The 15199-nt window shown below is 64.6% G+C and carries 15 protein-coding genes and 1 riboswitch; of the genes, 8 read left to right on the top strand and 7 right to left on the bottom strand.

Annotation, left to right across the window (positions count from 1 at the left end):
• Window positions 1–95: 95 nt before the first annotated feature.
• Entirely contained in the window at window positions 96–617 is a 522-nt protein-coding gene (locus F0Q04_RS09230) for a 6,7-dimethyl-8-ribityllumazine synthase (protein WP_182345235.1), read from the bottom strand.
• 90 nt (window positions 618–707) lie between these two features.
• Window positions 708–865, bottom strand: a riboswitch (FMN riboswitch).
• Between the two features lie 216 nt (window positions 866–1081).
• On the opposite strand from F0Q04_RS09230, the gene F0Q04_RS09225 reads away from it, so the two are divergent.
• Window positions 1082–1615 carry a methylated-DNA--[protein]-cysteine S-methyltransferase gene (locus F0Q04_RS09225; RefSeq protein WP_116927274.1) on the top strand — a complete coding sequence of 178 codons (534 nt, stop codon included), beginning with the start codon at window positions 1082–1084 and terminating at the stop codon, window positions 1613–1615.
• Window positions 1616–1671: 56 nt separating this feature from the next.
• Here F0Q04_RS09225 and F0Q04_RS09220 read toward each other — a convergent pair whose 3' ends face one another.
• On the bottom strand, window positions 1672–2802 hold the full coding sequence (locus tag F0Q04_RS09220; protein WP_182345234.1) for a branched-chain amino acid ABC transporter substrate-binding protein: 1131 nt from the start codon (window positions 2800–2802) through the stop codon (window positions 1672–1674).
• A gap of 540 nt (window positions 2803–3342) precedes the next feature.
• Here F0Q04_RS09220 and F0Q04_RS09215 point away from each other — a divergent pair.
• The 3 genes from F0Q04_RS09215 to F0Q04_RS09205 are packed head-to-tail and all read left to right on the top strand — an operon-like array spanning window position 3343 to window position 5161.
• Window positions 3343–3834: a hypothetical protein gene (locus F0Q04_RS09215; protein WP_116927272.1), complete on the top strand. Its 492-nt coding sequence runs from the start codon at window positions 3343–3345 to the stop codon at window positions 3832–3834.
• Window positions 3835–3892: 58 nt separating this feature from the next.
• Window positions 3893–4345, top strand: a complete 453-nt coding sequence (locus F0Q04_RS09210) for a hypothetical protein (RefSeq protein WP_182345233.1) — start codon at window positions 3893–3895, stop codon at window positions 4343–4345.
• 39 nt (window positions 4346–4384) lie between these two features.
• Complete coding sequence (locus F0Q04_RS09205; protein ID WP_182345232.1) at window positions 4385–5161, top strand: DUF4124 domain-containing protein; 777 nt, start codon at window positions 4385–4387, stop codon at window positions 5159–5161.
• Between the two features lie 34 nt (window positions 5162–5195).
• On the opposite strand, the gene F0Q04_RS09200 is transcribed toward F0Q04_RS09205, so the two are convergent.
• Window positions 5196–6206 (bottom strand): NAD-dependent epimerase/dehydratase family protein, encoded by a 1011-nt coding sequence (locus tag F0Q04_RS09200; RefSeq protein WP_182345598.1) that lies wholly within the window; start codon window positions 6204–6206, stop codon window positions 5196–5198.
• A 195-nt stretch (window positions 6207–6401) separates the two neighbouring features.
• On the opposite strand from F0Q04_RS09200, the gene F0Q04_RS09195 reads away from it, so the two are divergent.
• A complete protein-coding gene (locus F0Q04_RS09195) occupies window positions 6402–7457 on the top strand; it encodes a CDP-6-deoxy-delta-3,4-glucoseen reductase (protein WP_182345231.1) in 1056 nt (351 codons plus the stop codon).
• 290 nt (window positions 7458–7747) lie between these two features.
• Entirely contained in the window at window positions 7748–8719 is a 972-nt protein-coding gene (locus tag F0Q04_RS09190) for a Bug family tripartite tricarboxylate transporter substrate binding protein (protein ID WP_116927268.1), read from the top strand.
• A gap of 98 nt (window positions 8720–8817) precedes the next feature.
• On the opposite strand, the gene folK is transcribed toward F0Q04_RS09190, so the two are convergent.
• From folK to hda, 4 genes are read right to left on the bottom strand one after another with little or no spacing between them, the layout of a single operon-like run.
• Window positions 8818–9369 carry a 2-amino-4-hydroxy-6-hydroxymethyldihydropteridine diphosphokinase gene (gene folK / locus F0Q04_RS09185; protein WP_232539563.1) on the bottom strand — a complete coding sequence of 184 codons (552 nt, stop codon included), beginning with the start codon at window positions 9367–9369 and terminating at the stop codon, window positions 8818–8820.
• Window positions 9359–10975, bottom strand: coding sequence for a polynucleotide adenylyltransferase PcnB (pcnB, locus tag F0Q04_RS09180; protein WP_116927267.1), 1617 nt, complete (start codon window positions 10973–10975; stop codon window positions 9359–9361). The genes folK and pcnB overlap by 11 nt, the downstream gene beginning before the upstream one ends.
• A complete protein-coding gene (locus F0Q04_RS09175; protein ID WP_182345230.1) occupies window positions 10972–11670 on the bottom strand; it encodes an HAD family hydrolase in 699 nt (232 codons plus the stop codon). The genes pcnB and F0Q04_RS09175 overlap by 4 nt, the downstream gene beginning before the upstream one ends.
• A 32-nt stretch (window positions 11671–11702) precedes the next feature.
• Window positions 11703–12398 carry a DnaA regulatory inactivator Hda gene (gene hda, locus F0Q04_RS09170; RefSeq protein WP_021025545.1) on the bottom strand — a complete coding sequence of 232 codons (696 nt, stop codon included), beginning with the start codon at window positions 12396–12398 and terminating at the stop codon, window positions 11703–11705.
• A 410-nt stretch (window positions 12399–12808) separates the two neighbouring features.
• Here hda and purM point away from each other — a divergent pair, with 410 nt between their 5' ends.
• On the top strand, window positions 12809–13858 hold the full coding sequence (gene purM / locus F0Q04_RS09165) for a phosphoribosylformylglycinamidine cyclo-ligase (RefSeq protein WP_116927265.1): 1050 nt from the start codon (window positions 12809–12811) through the stop codon (window positions 13856–13858).
• A 95-nt stretch (window positions 13859–13953) separates the two neighbouring features.
• Window positions 13954–15072, top strand: a complete 1119-nt coding sequence (locus F0Q04_RS09160; RefSeq protein WP_116927264.1) for an AI-2E family transporter — start codon at window positions 13954–13956, stop codon at window positions 15070–15072.
• The last annotated feature ends 127 nt before the right edge of the window (window positions 15073–15199 follow it).

Here is a 15199-nt window from a genome sequence, read left to right as displayed (position 1 = left end):
CTCCAAAACGGAGAGCGGCTCGCCAGTGTGCCAAAAAACAGTTAGCTGCCCATGATGGCCAGGGAAAACCCTTTAGTTCACGCTGTTGGAGGCGGTCAGGCCGCCAAGGTTTGCGGTTGCAGCTGCTGCAATTGCTGCTCTTCGAGCTTGCGGTGCAGCTGCACGGTGGTGGCGCAGGCGCGGGCCAGCTCGGCGCCCTTCTTCACGAAATGCTGGTGGAAGAACTCATGGTGCTCTTGCGAGTCATGGAAGTCGCGCGGCGTCAGCACGGCCGAGAACACCGGCACGCCGGTGTCCAGCTGCACGCGCATCAGGCCATCGATCACGGCGGTGGTCACAAACTCATGGCGGTAGATGCCGCCGTTGACCACCAGACCGCAGGCCATCAGACCGGCGTACTGGCCACTTTGGGCCAGGCGCTTGAGCAGCAGCGGGATCTCGAAGGCACCGGGCACATCGTAGAGGTCGATCTGGTCGGCGGGCCAGCCTTGCTGGGCCAACTCGGCGAGGGCGGCATCGCGCGCCTGGTGCACGATGTCCGAATGCCATTGCGCGCTGACAATCGCCAGACGTGCGGCCTTGGTGATGGAGTGGGAAATGCTGGAATGCTGATTCATGGTTTTGCTGTCCTTCAATGACCTGAATCAGGGCGCGCGCAAGCCCATGGCAGCACTGCGCGCACCGGCGCAGGGCAGCTATAAGCTTTGCGCGATTCTCTTTCATCCGGACTGTGACCGTCGGCTCTGGTATCGCACCAGATCTGCTGACCTTGCCCGGCCGTAGGCCTTGCAAGCGCTCGCGGGCTCCTGGCTCCTCAAAGCCAGATACCGCCGGTGGGGAATTGCACCCCGCCCTGAGAATAACGCTGAGCCGCTGCCGGCAAGGCCCGGAATGGACCCAGCCTGCTGCAGCTCGCCGGCCGATTGTAGAGGGGCTGCGATACAAACACCGTCACCCAGGTTTTTGATGCGCAGGTAACTTGTTATACGTGTAGTTTTACCGCTTTAGCCTGCCCGCCTCCACTAAGGCGCCAGCGCTCTACACTGCGGTACCTACGCCCCCCTCATCCCCCATCCCCACCATGGCCCCGCTGAACTTCGTGCTCTCTCACATCCCCAGCCCACAAGGCCCCATCTTGCTGCTCTGCGACGAGCAGCAGCGCCTGCGCGCGCTCGACTGGCAGGGCTATGAAGCGCGCATGGCGCTGCTGATGCGCCGCCAGTACCCGCGCGATGCCGTGCAGATGCACAGCAGCGCGGCAGCGCCAGCGCCGGTGGCAGATGCCCTGGCCGCGTATTTTGATGGCGAGCTGCGGGCGCTCGATCGCCTGGCGTTGGCACTGGGCGGCACCGATTTCCAACGCCAGGTCTGGACGGCATTGCGCGCCATCCCGGCGGGCAGCACACGCAGTTATGCCAGCCTGGCCACGCAGATCGGGCGGCCGGCCGCAGTGCGGGCGCTGGGCATGGCCAATGGCGCCAATCCCATCAGCATCGTGCTGCCCTGCCACCGGGTGATCGGCAGCGATGCGTCGCTCACCGGCTACGCAGGCGGCCTGGCGCGCAAGCAGTGGCTGCTGGCGCATGAAGCGAGGCACAGCAAAAAGCCCGCCTAGGCGGGCTCGGGGGCTTGGGATCGGCACCCTTGCAGGTGCCCAGAGCCAGCGGCAGCTTACTCGCCGATAGGCGTCTTCTTGCCGTCGATGTAGTGGCTCAGCGTGTACAGAGGCACCTTCAGCTCGCCGTTTTCCTGGAAGGCAATCTTCGCGGTCACGCCGTTGTACTCGGACTTGCGCAGCTCGGGCAGGTACTTCTTGGGATCGGTGGAATCGGCACGCTTCATCGCGTCAACGATCAGCATGGTCGCGTCGTAGAAGTAAGGGCTGTAGACCTGGAACACGCCAGGGTTCTTGGCGTCGTAGCGCTTCTTCCATTCGGTGCCGCCAGGCATCTTGGCCAGCGATGCACCGCCGTCGGCGCAGACCACATTGCCCAAGGTCTTGGTGCCCGTAGCCAGCTTGGCCAGCTCGGCCGTGCAGATGCCGTCGCCGCCGAAGAACTTCACATTGGTCATGCCCAGCTGCACCATCTGGCGCAGCATGGGGCCCGCTTGCGCATCCATGCCGCCGTAAAAGATCGCATCGGGCTTCTTGGCCTTGATGGAGGTCAGGATGGCCATGAAGTCGGTGGCCTTGTCGTTGGTGAACTCCGACGCCACGATGTTCACACCCTTGGCGCCCGCATCCTTCTTGAACACATTGGCCAGGCCTTGGCCGTAGGCGGTGCGGTCATCGATCACGGCCACGTTCTTGAGCTTCAAGGTATCGGCCGCATAGCCAGCCAGTGCAGCGCCCAGCGCGTTGTCGTTGGCAATGATGCGGAAGACGCCGGGGTAGCCGGGGCGGGTCAGCTCAGGGTTGGTGGCCGCGCCGGTGATGAAAGGCACACCGCAGTCATTGAAGATCTTGGACGAGGGAATCGCCACACCCGAGTTCAGAATACCGGCGACCGCAGCGACCTTGTTATCGCAAAGCTTTTGCGCAGCGGCGGTGCCTTGCTTGGGGTCCGCCGCATCGTCTTCGGCCACCACTTCGAACTTGATCTTCTTGCCCCCGATGGTCACACCCTGGGTGTTGAGGTCTTCCACGGCAAAGCGCACGCCCGTGACGTTGTCCTTGCCATAGTGCGCCTGAGGTCCGGACAGCGGACTCATCGTACCGATCTTCACCACCTCCTGTGCGTTGGCAGCTACCGCCACACCTGCCACCAGCATGGCCACTGCGGCCTTGATACTTTTATCCATTGCGTCGTACTCCATCAAAAGCGTCTGTTAAGCGCCACCGGTACCGGCGTGTGCCGCCTCGCCCACTTGTAATGGGGGCAGCACACCTAGTACATCATCGAACTCGATAGCGTGAGTGAGATTTTTTATCTACCTGGGCCTACGACGGTATTAGGACAAGTCCTGTAAAAATAGCGACACAGTGGGTTTGAAATCGCATATAAGCGCCAGCGTGCAACACATTCCAGCGATTGTTGCATTGCATCAATCGACAGGCTGTGGCCGGTAATGAACCAAATTTCTCGATACTGACTCTTAAGAAGATAGCCCTGGTGTTCAGGGATGTCTCCTGCATGCGACGCCAGCGTGTCTGTAAAGATTGGAAAAATAACGCAGGACTGTGATGCAGCCGTCAACCCTCGAGGCCGGAAAAACGTCTTTACCTACATGGGCCCAAGTCTCCGGTATTGAGGGTGTAACGGTTAGCATTGGGAATCGCGATTGCTGGCCTTATGGCATCAACGCTAGTCCATGCCACCACACAACCAGAAAGGCTCAGATATGAACCATCGTCACTTGCTCAGCATTGCCACCATCGCGCTAGGCGCGCTGGTTACCACCGGCTGCGTTGCCACCGGCAGCGACGGCTACTACAGCGATGCAGGCTATGGCAGCTATGGCGGCGGTTACGGCTATGGTTACCAGCAGCCCTCGCAAACCATCTATGTGCAGGATCGCTACAACGACGACCGCTACTACCGCGAGCGTGACCGTGATCGCGACCGTGCGGCCCGCGAGCGTGAAGCGCGTGAACGCGAGCGTGATCGGGACCGTGACCGCCAGGCGCGTGAACGCGACCGCGACCAGCGCGCCCGTGACGAAGACCGCCGCCGCGCGCTGGAGCGCCAGGCACAAGACCGTGAACGCCAAAACCGTGAGCGTGACCGCAACCGCTTTGGCGAGAGCCGCCACCAGCAGGAATGCGCCGCGGCTGCACGCCAGAATGCAGCGGGCAGCGACAATGTGCTGACCCCCAGCCGCCCCTGCCGCTGATACCGCTGAGCGGCCCACGTGCTGAGCGCGCGGGCCCATCCAACAAGGAGTTTCCACCATGCGTACCATTCGTCTCGGCACGATGGCCATCGCCGCGGCCAGCGCCCTGCTCTTGGGCGGCTGCGTGGTCGCACCCGCAGACGGCGTGTACTACGGCGATGCCTACTCGACCTATTCCACCCCGACCTATGGCTACGGCTATGGGGGTTACGGTTACGGCTACAACAGCTACCCCTACTACGGCAGCAGCTCTTTGGTGATCCAAAGCTCGCCAACCTATGTGTATGGTGGTGGCCGGCCTTACTACCGGCCTGGCGGCGGCTACTACCGCCCCGGCGGTGGCTATGACCGCCCAGGGCATGGCGGCAGCAGCCGCCCACCCTCACGCCCGCAGCAGCTCGCGCCCGGCACCGGCTCCAACTTTGGCCGGCCCTACGGCTCTGGCCCCCGCCCTGCAGCGCCCGCCTCGCGCCCCAACGGCGGCCGGTTTGGCGGGCAGTTTCAGCGCTAACCGCGGCGCCTAGACCCTGTGCAACGACGGGCCCTTCCGATGCGCCATACGCCACAACCCCGGCAGCCCCGCTTCCGCCTCGGCGCATGGCTGGGCCTGTGGTGCGCCTGCGCACTGGCCGCGCCGATCGCCCAGGCGCAGGTTACCCGCTGCGTGGACCCGGGCACGGGCAAGGTGACCTATACCGATGGCGCCTGCGCCAGCGGCGCGCGTGCGACCGAGATCGAGCGGCGCAAAACCGACGAGGAGCTTGCCCAGGACCGTGCCCGCGAGCAGGAGGCGCTGCAGGCCAAGGCCGAGCGGCGCGAGCAGGAGCTCGTCCAGCGCAGGCTGCAGGCCGATGAACGCGCTGACGATTTGGCGCAACGGGCTGCCAACCGCCCCTCGCGCAGCAACCCCGCACAGTCCGCCGCCTGCCAGCAATCGCGGGAGCGCTACAGCGCTGCCTCCGACGCCGCGGCTGACAAGGCCATGGGCAGCAGTGCGCAGCTCGAAGCGGCCAAGCGCCAGATGGAACTCGACTGCCTGGGCCCCGAGGCCTACAGCCGGCTCGAAGCGAGCCGCCCCGCTCCCAGCGCCGTGCTGCCCGCCGATCCCTACTGGGACCGCTACCCCTATGGCCGCCCGCCGCCCCGCCCTCCGGTGGTAACCCCTCCAGCCCCGGCACCCAGCATCACCCGCTGCGATGTGTTCAAGTGCGTGGATGCCCAGGGCTACTCACACCCCCGGGGCCAGATTGGCGAGACCGTGCGGCCCCCCAGCCCCAGTGCCAACCCGCGCAGCTGCCGCAGCCAGGGCGGCACCGCGCCCTGCTAGTTGCCCTCTGGTAGCGGCTGCATTCTGCCTGTGTTCAGGCGTCTGGGCCTTGAGCTGCGCCAGGCCCCACCAGATACACCGCCGCCTGCAAGCCGTGGTGCACCGTCTGGTAGCGCAACACCACACCCAACTCATGCCGCATGCGGCTATTGCTCAGGCGACGCGACTCGCGCATAAAGCTCAGCAAGGTGGGGCTCAGTTGCTGCTCGGCCTCGGCCAGGCTGATGCGCGCGGGGTGCGGCAGGCGCCACAGATCAGCAGCCAGGTCAAAATAATCGCCCATCGGCATCGCAGAGTCATCGGCCACATTGGTGATGCGCTGGGGCCGGCCTCGCCACAGCGCCCGCTCGACGGCACGCGCCAGATCATCGGCGTGGATATGGCTGGTGTAGACATCGTCCTCGCGCCGCAGCAGCGGCGTGCCGCGCTGCAGCCGCCCCAGCGGGGTTCCGCCCTCGCGGTCGCCGGCATAGATACCGGGGATGCGCAGCACATGCACCGCCGCGCCACTGACCCCAAAGCGCAGCGCCCATGCACGCAGCTGGCGTTCGGCATCGACCCGGCGCAGCGCCCGGGCGGTGCTGGCACGCAGCGGATGGGTCTCCGTGACCCAGGCCCCATCCCAGTTGCCATAGACACCGCTGGTGGAGCCATAGACCAGCTGCGGCGCCTGGCCCGCACGGCCCACCAGCGCGCGCAGCAGGTGGCAGGTGCGCAGATCACGCGAAGCCGCCGCTGGCGCAGCTCCAGCAGCGGGCTGGGCAGGTGGCGCCAGGTGCACCACGCGCTGGGCCAGGCCCGCCAGCCGGCGCAGGCTGCGAAGGTCATCGAGGTTGCCCAGCAAAGGGGTAGCGCCCAGGGCGCGCAGACTCTCAAAGCGCTGCGGCGATGAGCTCAGCGCCCGCACCAGCGGGCCGCGCGCCGCCCGTGCATCCTGGCCCGGGCGCTGCCACAGCCGCAGCAGCCGCTGGCCGACATCGCCACAACCCACGATCAACACCCGCTGGCGCCGAAAACGCGCCGGCAAGGCCTGGCCTGCTGCGATGGCGCAGCGCTGTCGGGGCCCGCTTCGCGGGCTTTGGTTTAAAGGCACAATAAGCTTTCGTGGTTCAAATGGGCGGGGGCGCACACTGCAGTCTAGCGTCTCAAGCTGCTTGCAAACGGCTGCCCACCCCCCACTTATGCAAGCCCAGGCGCCGATGAGCGCCATTGTTTTGTGTCGATAAGGAATTTTGGTGCAATGAGTTCTTCGTCCAGCGCGTTTCACATCTCGGTCCTGCCCAGCGGACGCGCCTTTGCCACCCAGGCCTCGGAGGCCATCCTCACCGCTGCAATCCGCAGCGGCGTGGGCCTGCCCTATGGCTGCAAGGATGGCGCCTGCAGCTCCTGCAAATGCAAGAAGCTCAGTGGCACGGTCGTGCATGGTCCGCACAGCGAACGCGCGCTGAGCCCCCAGGAAGAGGCCGACGGCATGATCCTGCCGTGCTGCGCCGTGCCCACCAGTGATGTGGTGATCGAGTCGCGCCATGTCACCGATGAAAGCGCCTTTCCTATCAAGAAAATGCCGGTGCGCGTACAGACCATCGAGCGCCTCTCGCCCGATGTGGTCAAGCTGCGCCTGCAGCTGCCGGCCGCCGACAGCTTTCGCTACCACGCGGGCCAGTACATCGAGTTTTTGCTCGCCGGCGGTGTGCGCCGGGCATATTCGATGGCCGTCGCGCCACACCACCAGGAGACCGCGCCCGGCTTGGAGTTGCATATCCGCCACACGCCAGGCGGTCTTTTTACCGACCATGTGTTTGGCGCGATGAAGGAGCGCGAGATCCTGCGCATTGAAGGCCCGTTTGGCAGCTTCTATCTGCACGAGGGCGACAAGCCCATGGTCTTTCTGGCCTCGGGCACCGGCTTTGCGCCGATCAAGGCCCTCATCGAACATCTGCAGCACCACGACATCCAGCGCCCGGTGGTGGTGTACTGGGGCGGCCGGCGCCCGCAAGACCTGTACATGCACGACTGGATGCTGGAGCGCAGCGCTGAGATGCCCCAGCTGCGCTATGTGCCGGTGGTCTCCAACGCCCTGGCCGAAGACGGCTGGCAAGGCCGCAGCGGCTTTGTGCACCAGGCGGTGCTCGATGATTTTGCCGATCTGTCGGGCCACGAGGTCTATGCCTGCGGCGCGCCGATCGTGGTGGATTCGGCCCGTGCCAGCTTTACCAGCCAGCGCGGCCTGCCCGAAGACGCTTTCTTTGCCGATGCCTTTGTGACCGAAGCGGACAAGCAAAACCAGATCGTCTGAACAGCTGCGCCGCACAATGCCTGACATGGCGCAATCGCGCCCCTGTCCGACTGCCGCGTCACAGCAGCTACACGGCACAGCCGCTACACTAGAAAGTTTGGAGCCGCGAACACATCCCTTGGTGGGTGGTTGCCCCGTCTTGGCCTACCTTTGTACGGCCCAGGGCTGGGTGCCCAGCCTCCAACGCAAACCTTTGGTTGACTGGGCTGTGCTGGCGGCACTCAGGGGGTAGTACCTGCACACCGCAGGCGCTGCGTCGTTATTCACTCTCCTCAAGAAGACACACAAGCATGCAACGCAGAAATATCCTGTTATCCACCGTTTTGGCTGCCACCGCCTTTGCAGCACCGGCCGCATTTGCGGCCGATCCGGTGATCCGCCTGGTCGTGCCCTACGCGCCCGGTGGCCCACTGGATGTCACCTCGCGCATTCTGGCCGAACGTGTCCGCGACCAGCTGGGCACCGTGGTGATCGACAACAAGGCAGGCGCTGGCGGCAACATCGGTGCCGACATCGTCGCCAAGGCCGCGCCAGACGGCCTGACCATCGGCCTGTCGGCCACCGCCACGCACGCGGTCAATCCCTGGCTCTACACCAAGATGCCTTTCAACGCCGCCACGGACTTCAGCGCCATCACCCAGATGGTGCGTGTGCCCAATGTGCTGGTGATGAACACCGAGCGCGCCAAGTCGCTGCACATCAGCAATGTGCAGGACCTGATCGCCTACGCCAAGAAAAACCCGGGCAAGCTCAATTTCGGCAGCGGCGGCAACGGCAGCTCCGGCCACCTGGCCGGCGAGATGATGAAGCGCCAGGCCGGCATTTTTGCCGTGCACGTGCCCTACCGTGGTGCCAATCCGGCCCAGCTCGCGCTGCTGTCGGGCGAGGTGGATTTCAACATCGACAACCTGGCGGCCGCCTCGGCCAACATCCACAGCGGCAAGCTCACGGCTCTGGCTGTCACCAGCCTGCATGCCAGCCCCATGCTGCCAGGCGTGCCACCGCTGGCCGACACGCTCAAGGGTTTCGAGATCGACACCTGGTGGGGCCTGGTGGCACCGGCCAACACCCCGCCTGATGTGATCAACCGCCTCAACAAGGCCTTCACCGATGCGCTGAAGGACCCGAGCACCAAGACCCGCTTTGCCAGCCTGATGGCCGAGCCCGTGCCCACCACGCCGGCCGAGTTTGACAAGTTCATGGCCTCCGAGCGCAACAAGTACGAATCGGTGGTCAAACTCTCTGGCGCCAAGGTCGACTAAGCGCCGCGCTGCGCATCCCTAGCGCCCAGCAAAAAGCCCCGCCAGCGAAGCTGCTGCGGGGCTTTGTTCTTGTGGGGTGGAGTCTCTTTCTCGCTCGCTCAGCGCCACCAGTCCGGCCCCTGGCTGCGCTGCACGCCCTGCGCCAAAAGCGGCTGCAACTGCGCATCGCTGACCCAGGCCGGCTGCAGCTCTTGCAGCGGCGCCAGCACAAAGGCCCGTTGCCACATGCGCGGATGGGGCAGCTCCAGATCGGGCATCGCGATCGAGGTGTCGATGTCCGCATACAGCAGCACATCCAGGTCCAGGGTACGCGGGGCATTGCGGTAGGGGCGCTCGCGGCCGGCGGCCAGCTCCAGCTGCTGGAGCAGCAGCAAAAGCTGGTGCGCTGACAGCGCTGTGCGCAGCTCTGCGACCGCGTTCAGGTAATCGGGCCCTGAGGAATCCACTGGCCGGCTGGCATAGAGCGACGAGACCGCCTGCACCGCCACGCCCGTGCTGCGGGCCAACTGCTGCAAGGCCTGCGCCATCGCAGCACCCCGGTCGCCCAAATTGGCACCCAGGCCTATCCAGGCGCGCAAGGTCTGCCCGGCGGGCGGTGCGGCATCACCATTGGCCAGGCGCTCGGCCTGGCCCGGCACGTCAGTCACCATGGCCGGCGGCATCGGCGCCGTTGCCGCCAGCTGCAGCAGCGCCGGCGTCCGCGCCACCGGGTTTGCGGCGGCGGCGGCGGCGCTTTTTGGCTGGCGCATCGGCGCTGCCTGCGCTGTCGCTGTCCATGGCCTGCTGGGCCACCTGGTCCAGGCTGGAATCCTCTTGCGCCTCAGAGGCCGCAGTCGGCTTTCTCGGTGCACGCTTGGGTTTGGCCGCGCCCGTCTTGGGCTTGGCGCGCTGCTCTTCGCGCACCTGGGCGATCAGGTCTTCGCGGCGGGCCTCATCGGCCTGCTGGAACTCCTGCCACCAGTTGGCCAGCGCTTCGTCGACCTCGCTGACATCGGCGCGCAAACGCAGAAAATCGAAGCCGGCACGGAAACGCGCCTGCGCAATCATGCCAAACGGCGTGCTGCCGGTGCGCTTTTCAAAGCGCGGCTGCATCACCCAGATCTCGCGCATGTCGGCGGCGAGCTTGCCCCGGCCGGAGACATCGCCAATGCGGTGGTGGAAGACATCGTCGATCGCATCCTGCAGCGCCGGGTGCGGGTGCTCGCCCTTGAGCATGCGCTTGTCCCAGCCGGCCTTGACGTCCTGCCACAGCACGCAGGCGAGCAGGAAGCTCGGCGCCACGCTCTTGCCTTCGGCCACGCGGCGGTCGGTGTCCATCAGCGCGGCCTGCACGAAAGGCAGGTCGGCGCGGTCCACCACGACATCCAAGAGCGGGTAGATGCCCTTGGCCAGGCCCAGCAGGCGCAGCTGCTCGATCGAGGCCAGCGAATGGCCCGTCTGCAACAGCTTGAGCATCTCGTCAAACATGCGGCTTTGCGGCACTTCCTGCAGCAGCTGCGCGCATTCGACCAGCGGCTTGGCGGTCTTGGGGTCGAGCGTGAAGCCCTTCTTGCTGAGCTTGGCGGCAAAGCGCACGGCGCGGATGATGCGCACCGGGTCTTCGCGGTAGCGGGTGGCCGGGTCGCCAATCATGCGCAGCACATGCTTTTGCGAGTCGCGGATGCCCTTGTGGTAGTCCACCACGATCTGGGTCTGCGGGTCGTAGTACATGGCGTTGACGGTGAAGTCGCGCCGCGCCGCATCCTCGTTCTGGGGGCCCCAGACGTTATCGCGCAGCACGCGGCCGCTTTCGTCGACCGCCAGCTTCATGCCGGCCAGCGCCGCCTTGCTGGTTTTCTCATTGCCCTGCACCTGCTCGGCCTTGGAGCTGTCCAGAAAGGCGCGGAAGGTGGTCACTTCGATGACCTCGTTCTCGCGGCCACGGCCATAGACCACGTGCACGATGCGAAAACGCCGGCCGATGATGAAGGCGCGGCGAAACAGGCTCTTGACCTGCTCGGGCGTGGCATTGGTCGCCACGTCAAAATCCTTGGGGCGCAGGCCCAGCACCAGATCGCGCACCGCGCCGCCGACGATATAGGCCTCAAAGCCCGCTTCCTTCAAGGTGCTGCACACGTCCAGCGCCCGGCGGTCCACCAGCTTGGGGTCGATGTTGTGCACATCAACGCCCACTTCCTCGCGCTTGCCAAAGGGGTTCTTGGTCTTGCTGGCGGCCGTTGCCTTGCCCAGCAATTTATCGATGATGGTCTTGATCATGCGTGAGGCTCCAGCAGGTCCAGGATGCGCCAGCCGCGTTCGGCGGCGAGTTGGCGCAGGCGCGCGTCGGGGTTGGTCGCCACGGCAGTATCCACCTTTTCCAACAGCGGCACGTCGTTCATCGAGTCGCTGTAGAAGATGCTGTCTACGCTGTCCCAGCTCAGGCCGCGCTCGGCCATCCAGGCTTCCATGCGGGTGACCTTGCCGGCGCGCATCGTCGGCACACCGTCGATCTCGCCGGTGATCCAGCCAGAAGCGTCGCGCGCCAGGTTGACGGCCAGCAGATGGTCGACGCCCAAGGCCTGGGCAATCGGGCGGGTCACGAATTCATTGGTGGCGGTGACGATCACGAGGGTGTCGCCCGCATCGCGGTGCTGCTGCAGCAGCGCCAGCGCTGCCGGCTGGATATGCGGCGTGATCACTTCCTGCATGAAGGCGCGGTGCGCTTCATCGGCGGCCTCAGGGCCGAGCTTGCGAATGGCCTCGGTGGCAAAACGCACATAGGCATGGATATCGAGCGTGCCTTTTTGGTAATCGGCAAAAAAGGCCGCATTGCGGCTGCCAAACTCCTGCTTGTCGCACCAGCCCTTGCGCAAGGTGAACTCCCCCCATTCGTAATCCGAATCGAGCGGCAGCAAAGTGTGGTCCAGGTCAAAAAGCGCAAGCCTTGTGCTTGTGCCAGCAGAGTTATTCATTCAAAAAATCTCGGTTGTAGCTGCAAGACCATTTACTCCGTCTCCAGCATGTCCTTGAGCAAGGGGATCGTCAGGCCCCGTTTGTTGCGCAAGGCAAAATTGTCCAGGTGGTCCAACAGTTGCATCAGGCTGCCCAAATCGCGTGAGAAGCGTTTGAGCATGTAATCCATCACATCGTCGGTCAATACCAGGCCACGTCGTTTGGCTTCATCCTTGAGCACATCCCTGCGCTGCGCTTCGCTCAGCAGGTGCAGCTGGTAGATCTCGCCCCAGCCCAGCCGGGTGCGCAAGTCGTCACGCAGTTTCAGGTCGGACGGCGGCACATCGCCAGCGGCCAGCACCCAACGCCGCGCACCGGTGGCCGGGCTGGTAGCGTTGACGAACCAGTTGAAGGCCGCCGCCTGCTGCACCGGGTTGTAGAACTGCACCTCGTCGAGGATCACGGCCGACCAGCGCTCGTTGAAAGCGCTGGGAAAGCGGGTGCTCGCATCGAGCCAGCCCACCGGCGCGCCCTGCTCACGCAAGGCTTCGGCCACCGCGCGCAACACATAGGTCTTGCCGCAGCCCATCTCGCCCCACAGGTAAGTGGGCACCGTTGAGCGCGGCGCGTCCCAGGCTTCATTGACCTGGGCATGCAAATGCGCAAGCGCTGCCTGGTTGGAGCCCGCAAAAAACCGGTTCAGGCTTGGCGCTGGCGCCAAACCCAGATCCAATGCCATTTGCTTCATGCGCCAACTCCTATCCGCGCCCAAGCCCGCCGTGCAACATGCACTGCGTTGTGGGTCATCAGATAAAAGGAAATCTCACGCATGGCTGCGTTCAATGAAAGAAAGCGTTCAGTGTGGTTGGCGCGATGCGCGCCAACTTGGGGCGCCCCTGCTCGGTTATGCAGTGGCCAGGGCCCTACATGCAAACCCGTTGATTTTAGTCGGTAGTCACGGCTGTGTGACACAAAAGGCCCCTCTGCCCCATTTATGCATGAAATCGGCCACAAAGCAGGCCGCCCCTGCGCGCTTTGGCGGTAACAGTGCACACCGGACGGGCATTCTGCCCCCTCGGGTATGGCTTGCGACATAAAATCGGCGTTTCTGGCCCCCGTTGGGTCAGCTTGTCAGCTTTATTGCCTTTGTAGTCCCTCATGAGCTCTTCCAATTCCTCCACCCCCCTTTCGTACAAAGACGCTGGCGTTGATATTGACGCTGGCGACGCGCTGGTCGAGCGCATCAAGCCCCTGGCCAAGAAAACCATGCGCGAAGGCGTGATGGCGGGTATCGGTGGTTTTGGCGCGCTGTTTGAAGTGCCCAAGCGCTACAAGGAGCCGGTGCTGGTGTCCGGCACCGACGGCGTGGGCACCAAGCTGCGCCTGGCCTTTGAATGGAATATGCATGACACCGTGGGCATCGACCTGGTGGCCATGAGCGTCAACGACGTGCTGGTGCAAGGCGCCGAGCCCCTGTTCTTCCTCGACTACTTTGCCTGCGGCAAGCTCGATGTGGACACGGCAGCGGCCGTGGTGGGCGGTATCGCCAAGGGCTGCGAGCTGTCGGGCTGCGCGCTGATCGGTGGTGAAACCGCCGAGATGCCCGGCATGTACCCGGACGGCGAATACGATCTGGCCGGTTTTGCCGTCGGCGCGGTCGAGAAAAGCAAGATCCTGACCGGCCAGAATGTGCAAGCCGGCGACGTGGTGCTGGGCCTGGCCTCGCATGGCGTGCATTCGAACGGCTTCTCGCTGGTGCGCAAGTGCATCGAGCGCGCACAAAGCCAAGGCGGCCTGCCCGAGACGCTGGACGGCAAGCCCTTCAAGAACGCCATCATGGAGCCCACGCGCCTCTACGTGCTCAATGTGCTCAAGGTGCTGGCCGCGCAGCCCATCAAGGCGCTGGCGCACATCACCGGCGGCGGCCTGCTGGAGAACATTCCCCGCGTGCTGCCCGAAGGCCTGGGCGCGCAGCTGGTCAAGGGCAGCTGGCCGCAGACCGAGCTGTTTGCCTGGCTGCAAAAGACCGCCGGCATCGATGACATCGAGATGAACCGTACCTTCAACAACGGCATCGGCATGGTGGTGGTCGTTCCCGCAGAAAGCGAGCAGGCCGTCAAGGACGCCTTCTCCGCCCTTGGTGAACAAGTGTGGACGATTGGCAGCATCGGCCCCCGTGGCGCTGAGGCTGCGGTCACGGTGCGCTAAGCTTCCCCGGCAGGGCAGGCGCACCAAGCCGTCTGCCCTGCGCGCAGCAAGGGCCAGATTCTGGCCTTCCGACTCGCTCAGATGGATGGCCTACCATGCAACCGGATTCCGCAAAGTCCCCGTCCAACAGCCCCGCACCCGGCCAGCCGGCCAGCGGCGCTGGGGACCAGCCGCATGTTTGGCGGCCGCCTCCTGCGCATTGGGGCGTCAGGGTGGCCTCCTATGTGCTGATGGCTGCGGCCTTGCTGCTGATCATGCTCAATGGCCTGCTCGTGGGCCTCTTGGCCGCCTGCGCCGGCTACACCTTCACCTTGTTTCTGGTGCACAAGATCCGAGAGTTGAGCCGCCTGCCCACCTCGCTGAACACGCCCCCTCCCCTGTGGATGGAATACTTGGCCGTCACCATCGTGCTGGTGGTGCCGGTGGTGCTGGTCACGCTGGGCCTGATCCACTCCCAAGGCTATCTGCTCAACGCACCGCAGCAGTACCGCGAGATGCTGGTCTCGATGGCCAAGACCTTGCTGGACCTGCGCAGCAAGCTGCCGCCCGAGCTGGCCAATGTGCTGCCCGATGGGGTACAGGACCTGCAGCAGCGCGCTGCCGAATACCTGGGCACCAAGGCAGGTGCCATTGCCAATATGGGCCGGCTCTGGCTCACCGGCCTGCTCTATGTGTTTGTGGGCCTGTTGATTGGCGCGCTGGCCGCCGTGCGCCACAGCCGCCATTCCCACGCGCCACTGGCCTACCAGCTGCAGCTGCGCGTGCAGCGCTTTGGCGATGCATTCCGCCAGATTGTCGCAGCCCAGTTCTGGATCGCCCTCTTCAACACGGTGCTGACCGCCATCTTCCTGCTGGGCATTCTGCCGCTGATCAATATGCGCCTGCCCTATAGCGGCGCGCTCATCATGCTGACCTTTTTTGGTGGCCTGATCCCCATCGTCGGCAACTTGGTCTGCAATGCCGTCATCACCACCGTGGGCCTGTCAGTCTCGCCGCTGACCGCCGTCGCCTGCCTGGCTTTCCTGGTGCTGATCCACAAGGCCGAGTACCTGATCAATGCCAAGGTCGTCGGCGCCAAGACGCATATGGGCGTCTGGGAGTTGCTGTCGGTGATGTTTGTTGCCGAGGCCATTTTTGGCCCTGCCGGGCTCGTGGCGGCGCCACTCTTTTACGCCTATCTGAAAAAAGAGCTGTTTGCGGCGCGGCTGATCTAACACCCGCCTCTGTGGCGTTGCATCTTTGAACGGGGTGCGGATGCCTACCCACGCTCTCTTCGCCACAAGCACCGCGCCGGGCACCTTCAAGCCCCCCATGCGCAAGAGATGCTGCTGGACGACGGTA

Origin of the sequence: Comamonas koreensis (assembly GCF_014076495.1) — a bacterium.
Taxonomy (GTDB): Bacteria; Pseudomonadota; Gammaproteobacteria; order Burkholderiales; family Burkholderiaceae_C; genus Comamonas; species Comamonas squillarum.
Note: the sequence above shows the minus strand (reverse complement) of the source record. Positions and strands in the feature narration are given on the sequence as shown.

Coding starts and splice junctions, on each gene's coding strand:
- F0Q04_RS09230 (WP_182345235.1), bottom strand. CDS start 617: ATGAATCAGCATTCCAGCATTTCCCACTCCATCACCAAGGCCGCACGT.
- F0Q04_RS09225 (WP_116927274.1), top strand. CDS start 1,082: ATGGCCCCGCTGAACTTCGTGCTCTCTCACATCCCCAGCCCACAAGGC.
- F0Q04_RS09220 (WP_182345234.1), bottom strand. CDS start 2,802: ATGGATAAAAGTATCAAGGCCGCAGTGGCCATGCTGGTGGCAGGTGTG.
- F0Q04_RS09215 (WP_116927272.1), top strand. CDS start 3,343: ATGAACCATCGTCACTTGCTCAGCATTGCCACCATCGCGCTAGGCGCG.
- F0Q04_RS09210 (WP_182345233.1), top strand. CDS start 3,893: ATGCGTACCATTCGTCTCGGCACGATGGCCATCGCCGCGGCCAGCGCC.
- F0Q04_RS09205 (WP_182345232.1), top strand. CDS start 4,385: ATGCGCCATACGCCACAACCCCGGCAGCCCCGCTTCCGCCTCGGCGCA.
- F0Q04_RS09195 (WP_182345231.1), top strand. CDS start 6,402: ATGAGTTCTTCGTCCAGCGCGTTTCACATCTCGGTCCTGCCCAGCGGA.
- F0Q04_RS09190 (WP_116927268.1), top strand. CDS start 7,748: ATGCAACGCAGAAATATCCTGTTATCCACCGTTTTGGCTGCCACCGCC.
- folK (WP_232539563.1), bottom strand. CDS start 9,369: ATGGTGACTGACGTGCCGGGCCAGGCCGAGCGCCTGGCCAATGGTGAT.
- pcnB (WP_116927267.1), bottom strand. CDS start 10,975: ATGATCAAGACCATCATCGATAAATTGCTGGGCAAGGCAACGGCCGCC.
- F0Q04_RS09175 (WP_182345230.1), bottom strand. CDS start 11,670: ATGAATAACTCTGCTGGCACAAGCACAAGGCTTGCGCTTTTTGACCTG.
- hda (WP_021025545.1), bottom strand. CDS start 12,398: ATGAAGCAAATGGCATTGGATCTGGGTTTGGCGCCAGCGCCAAGCCTG.
- purM (WP_116927265.1), top strand. CDS start 12,809: ATGAGCTCTTCCAATTCCTCCACCCCCCTTTCGTACAAAGACGCTGGC.
- F0Q04_RS09160 (WP_116927264.1), top strand. CDS start 13,954: ATGCAACCGGATTCCGCAAAGTCCCCGTCCAACAGCCCCGCACCCGGC.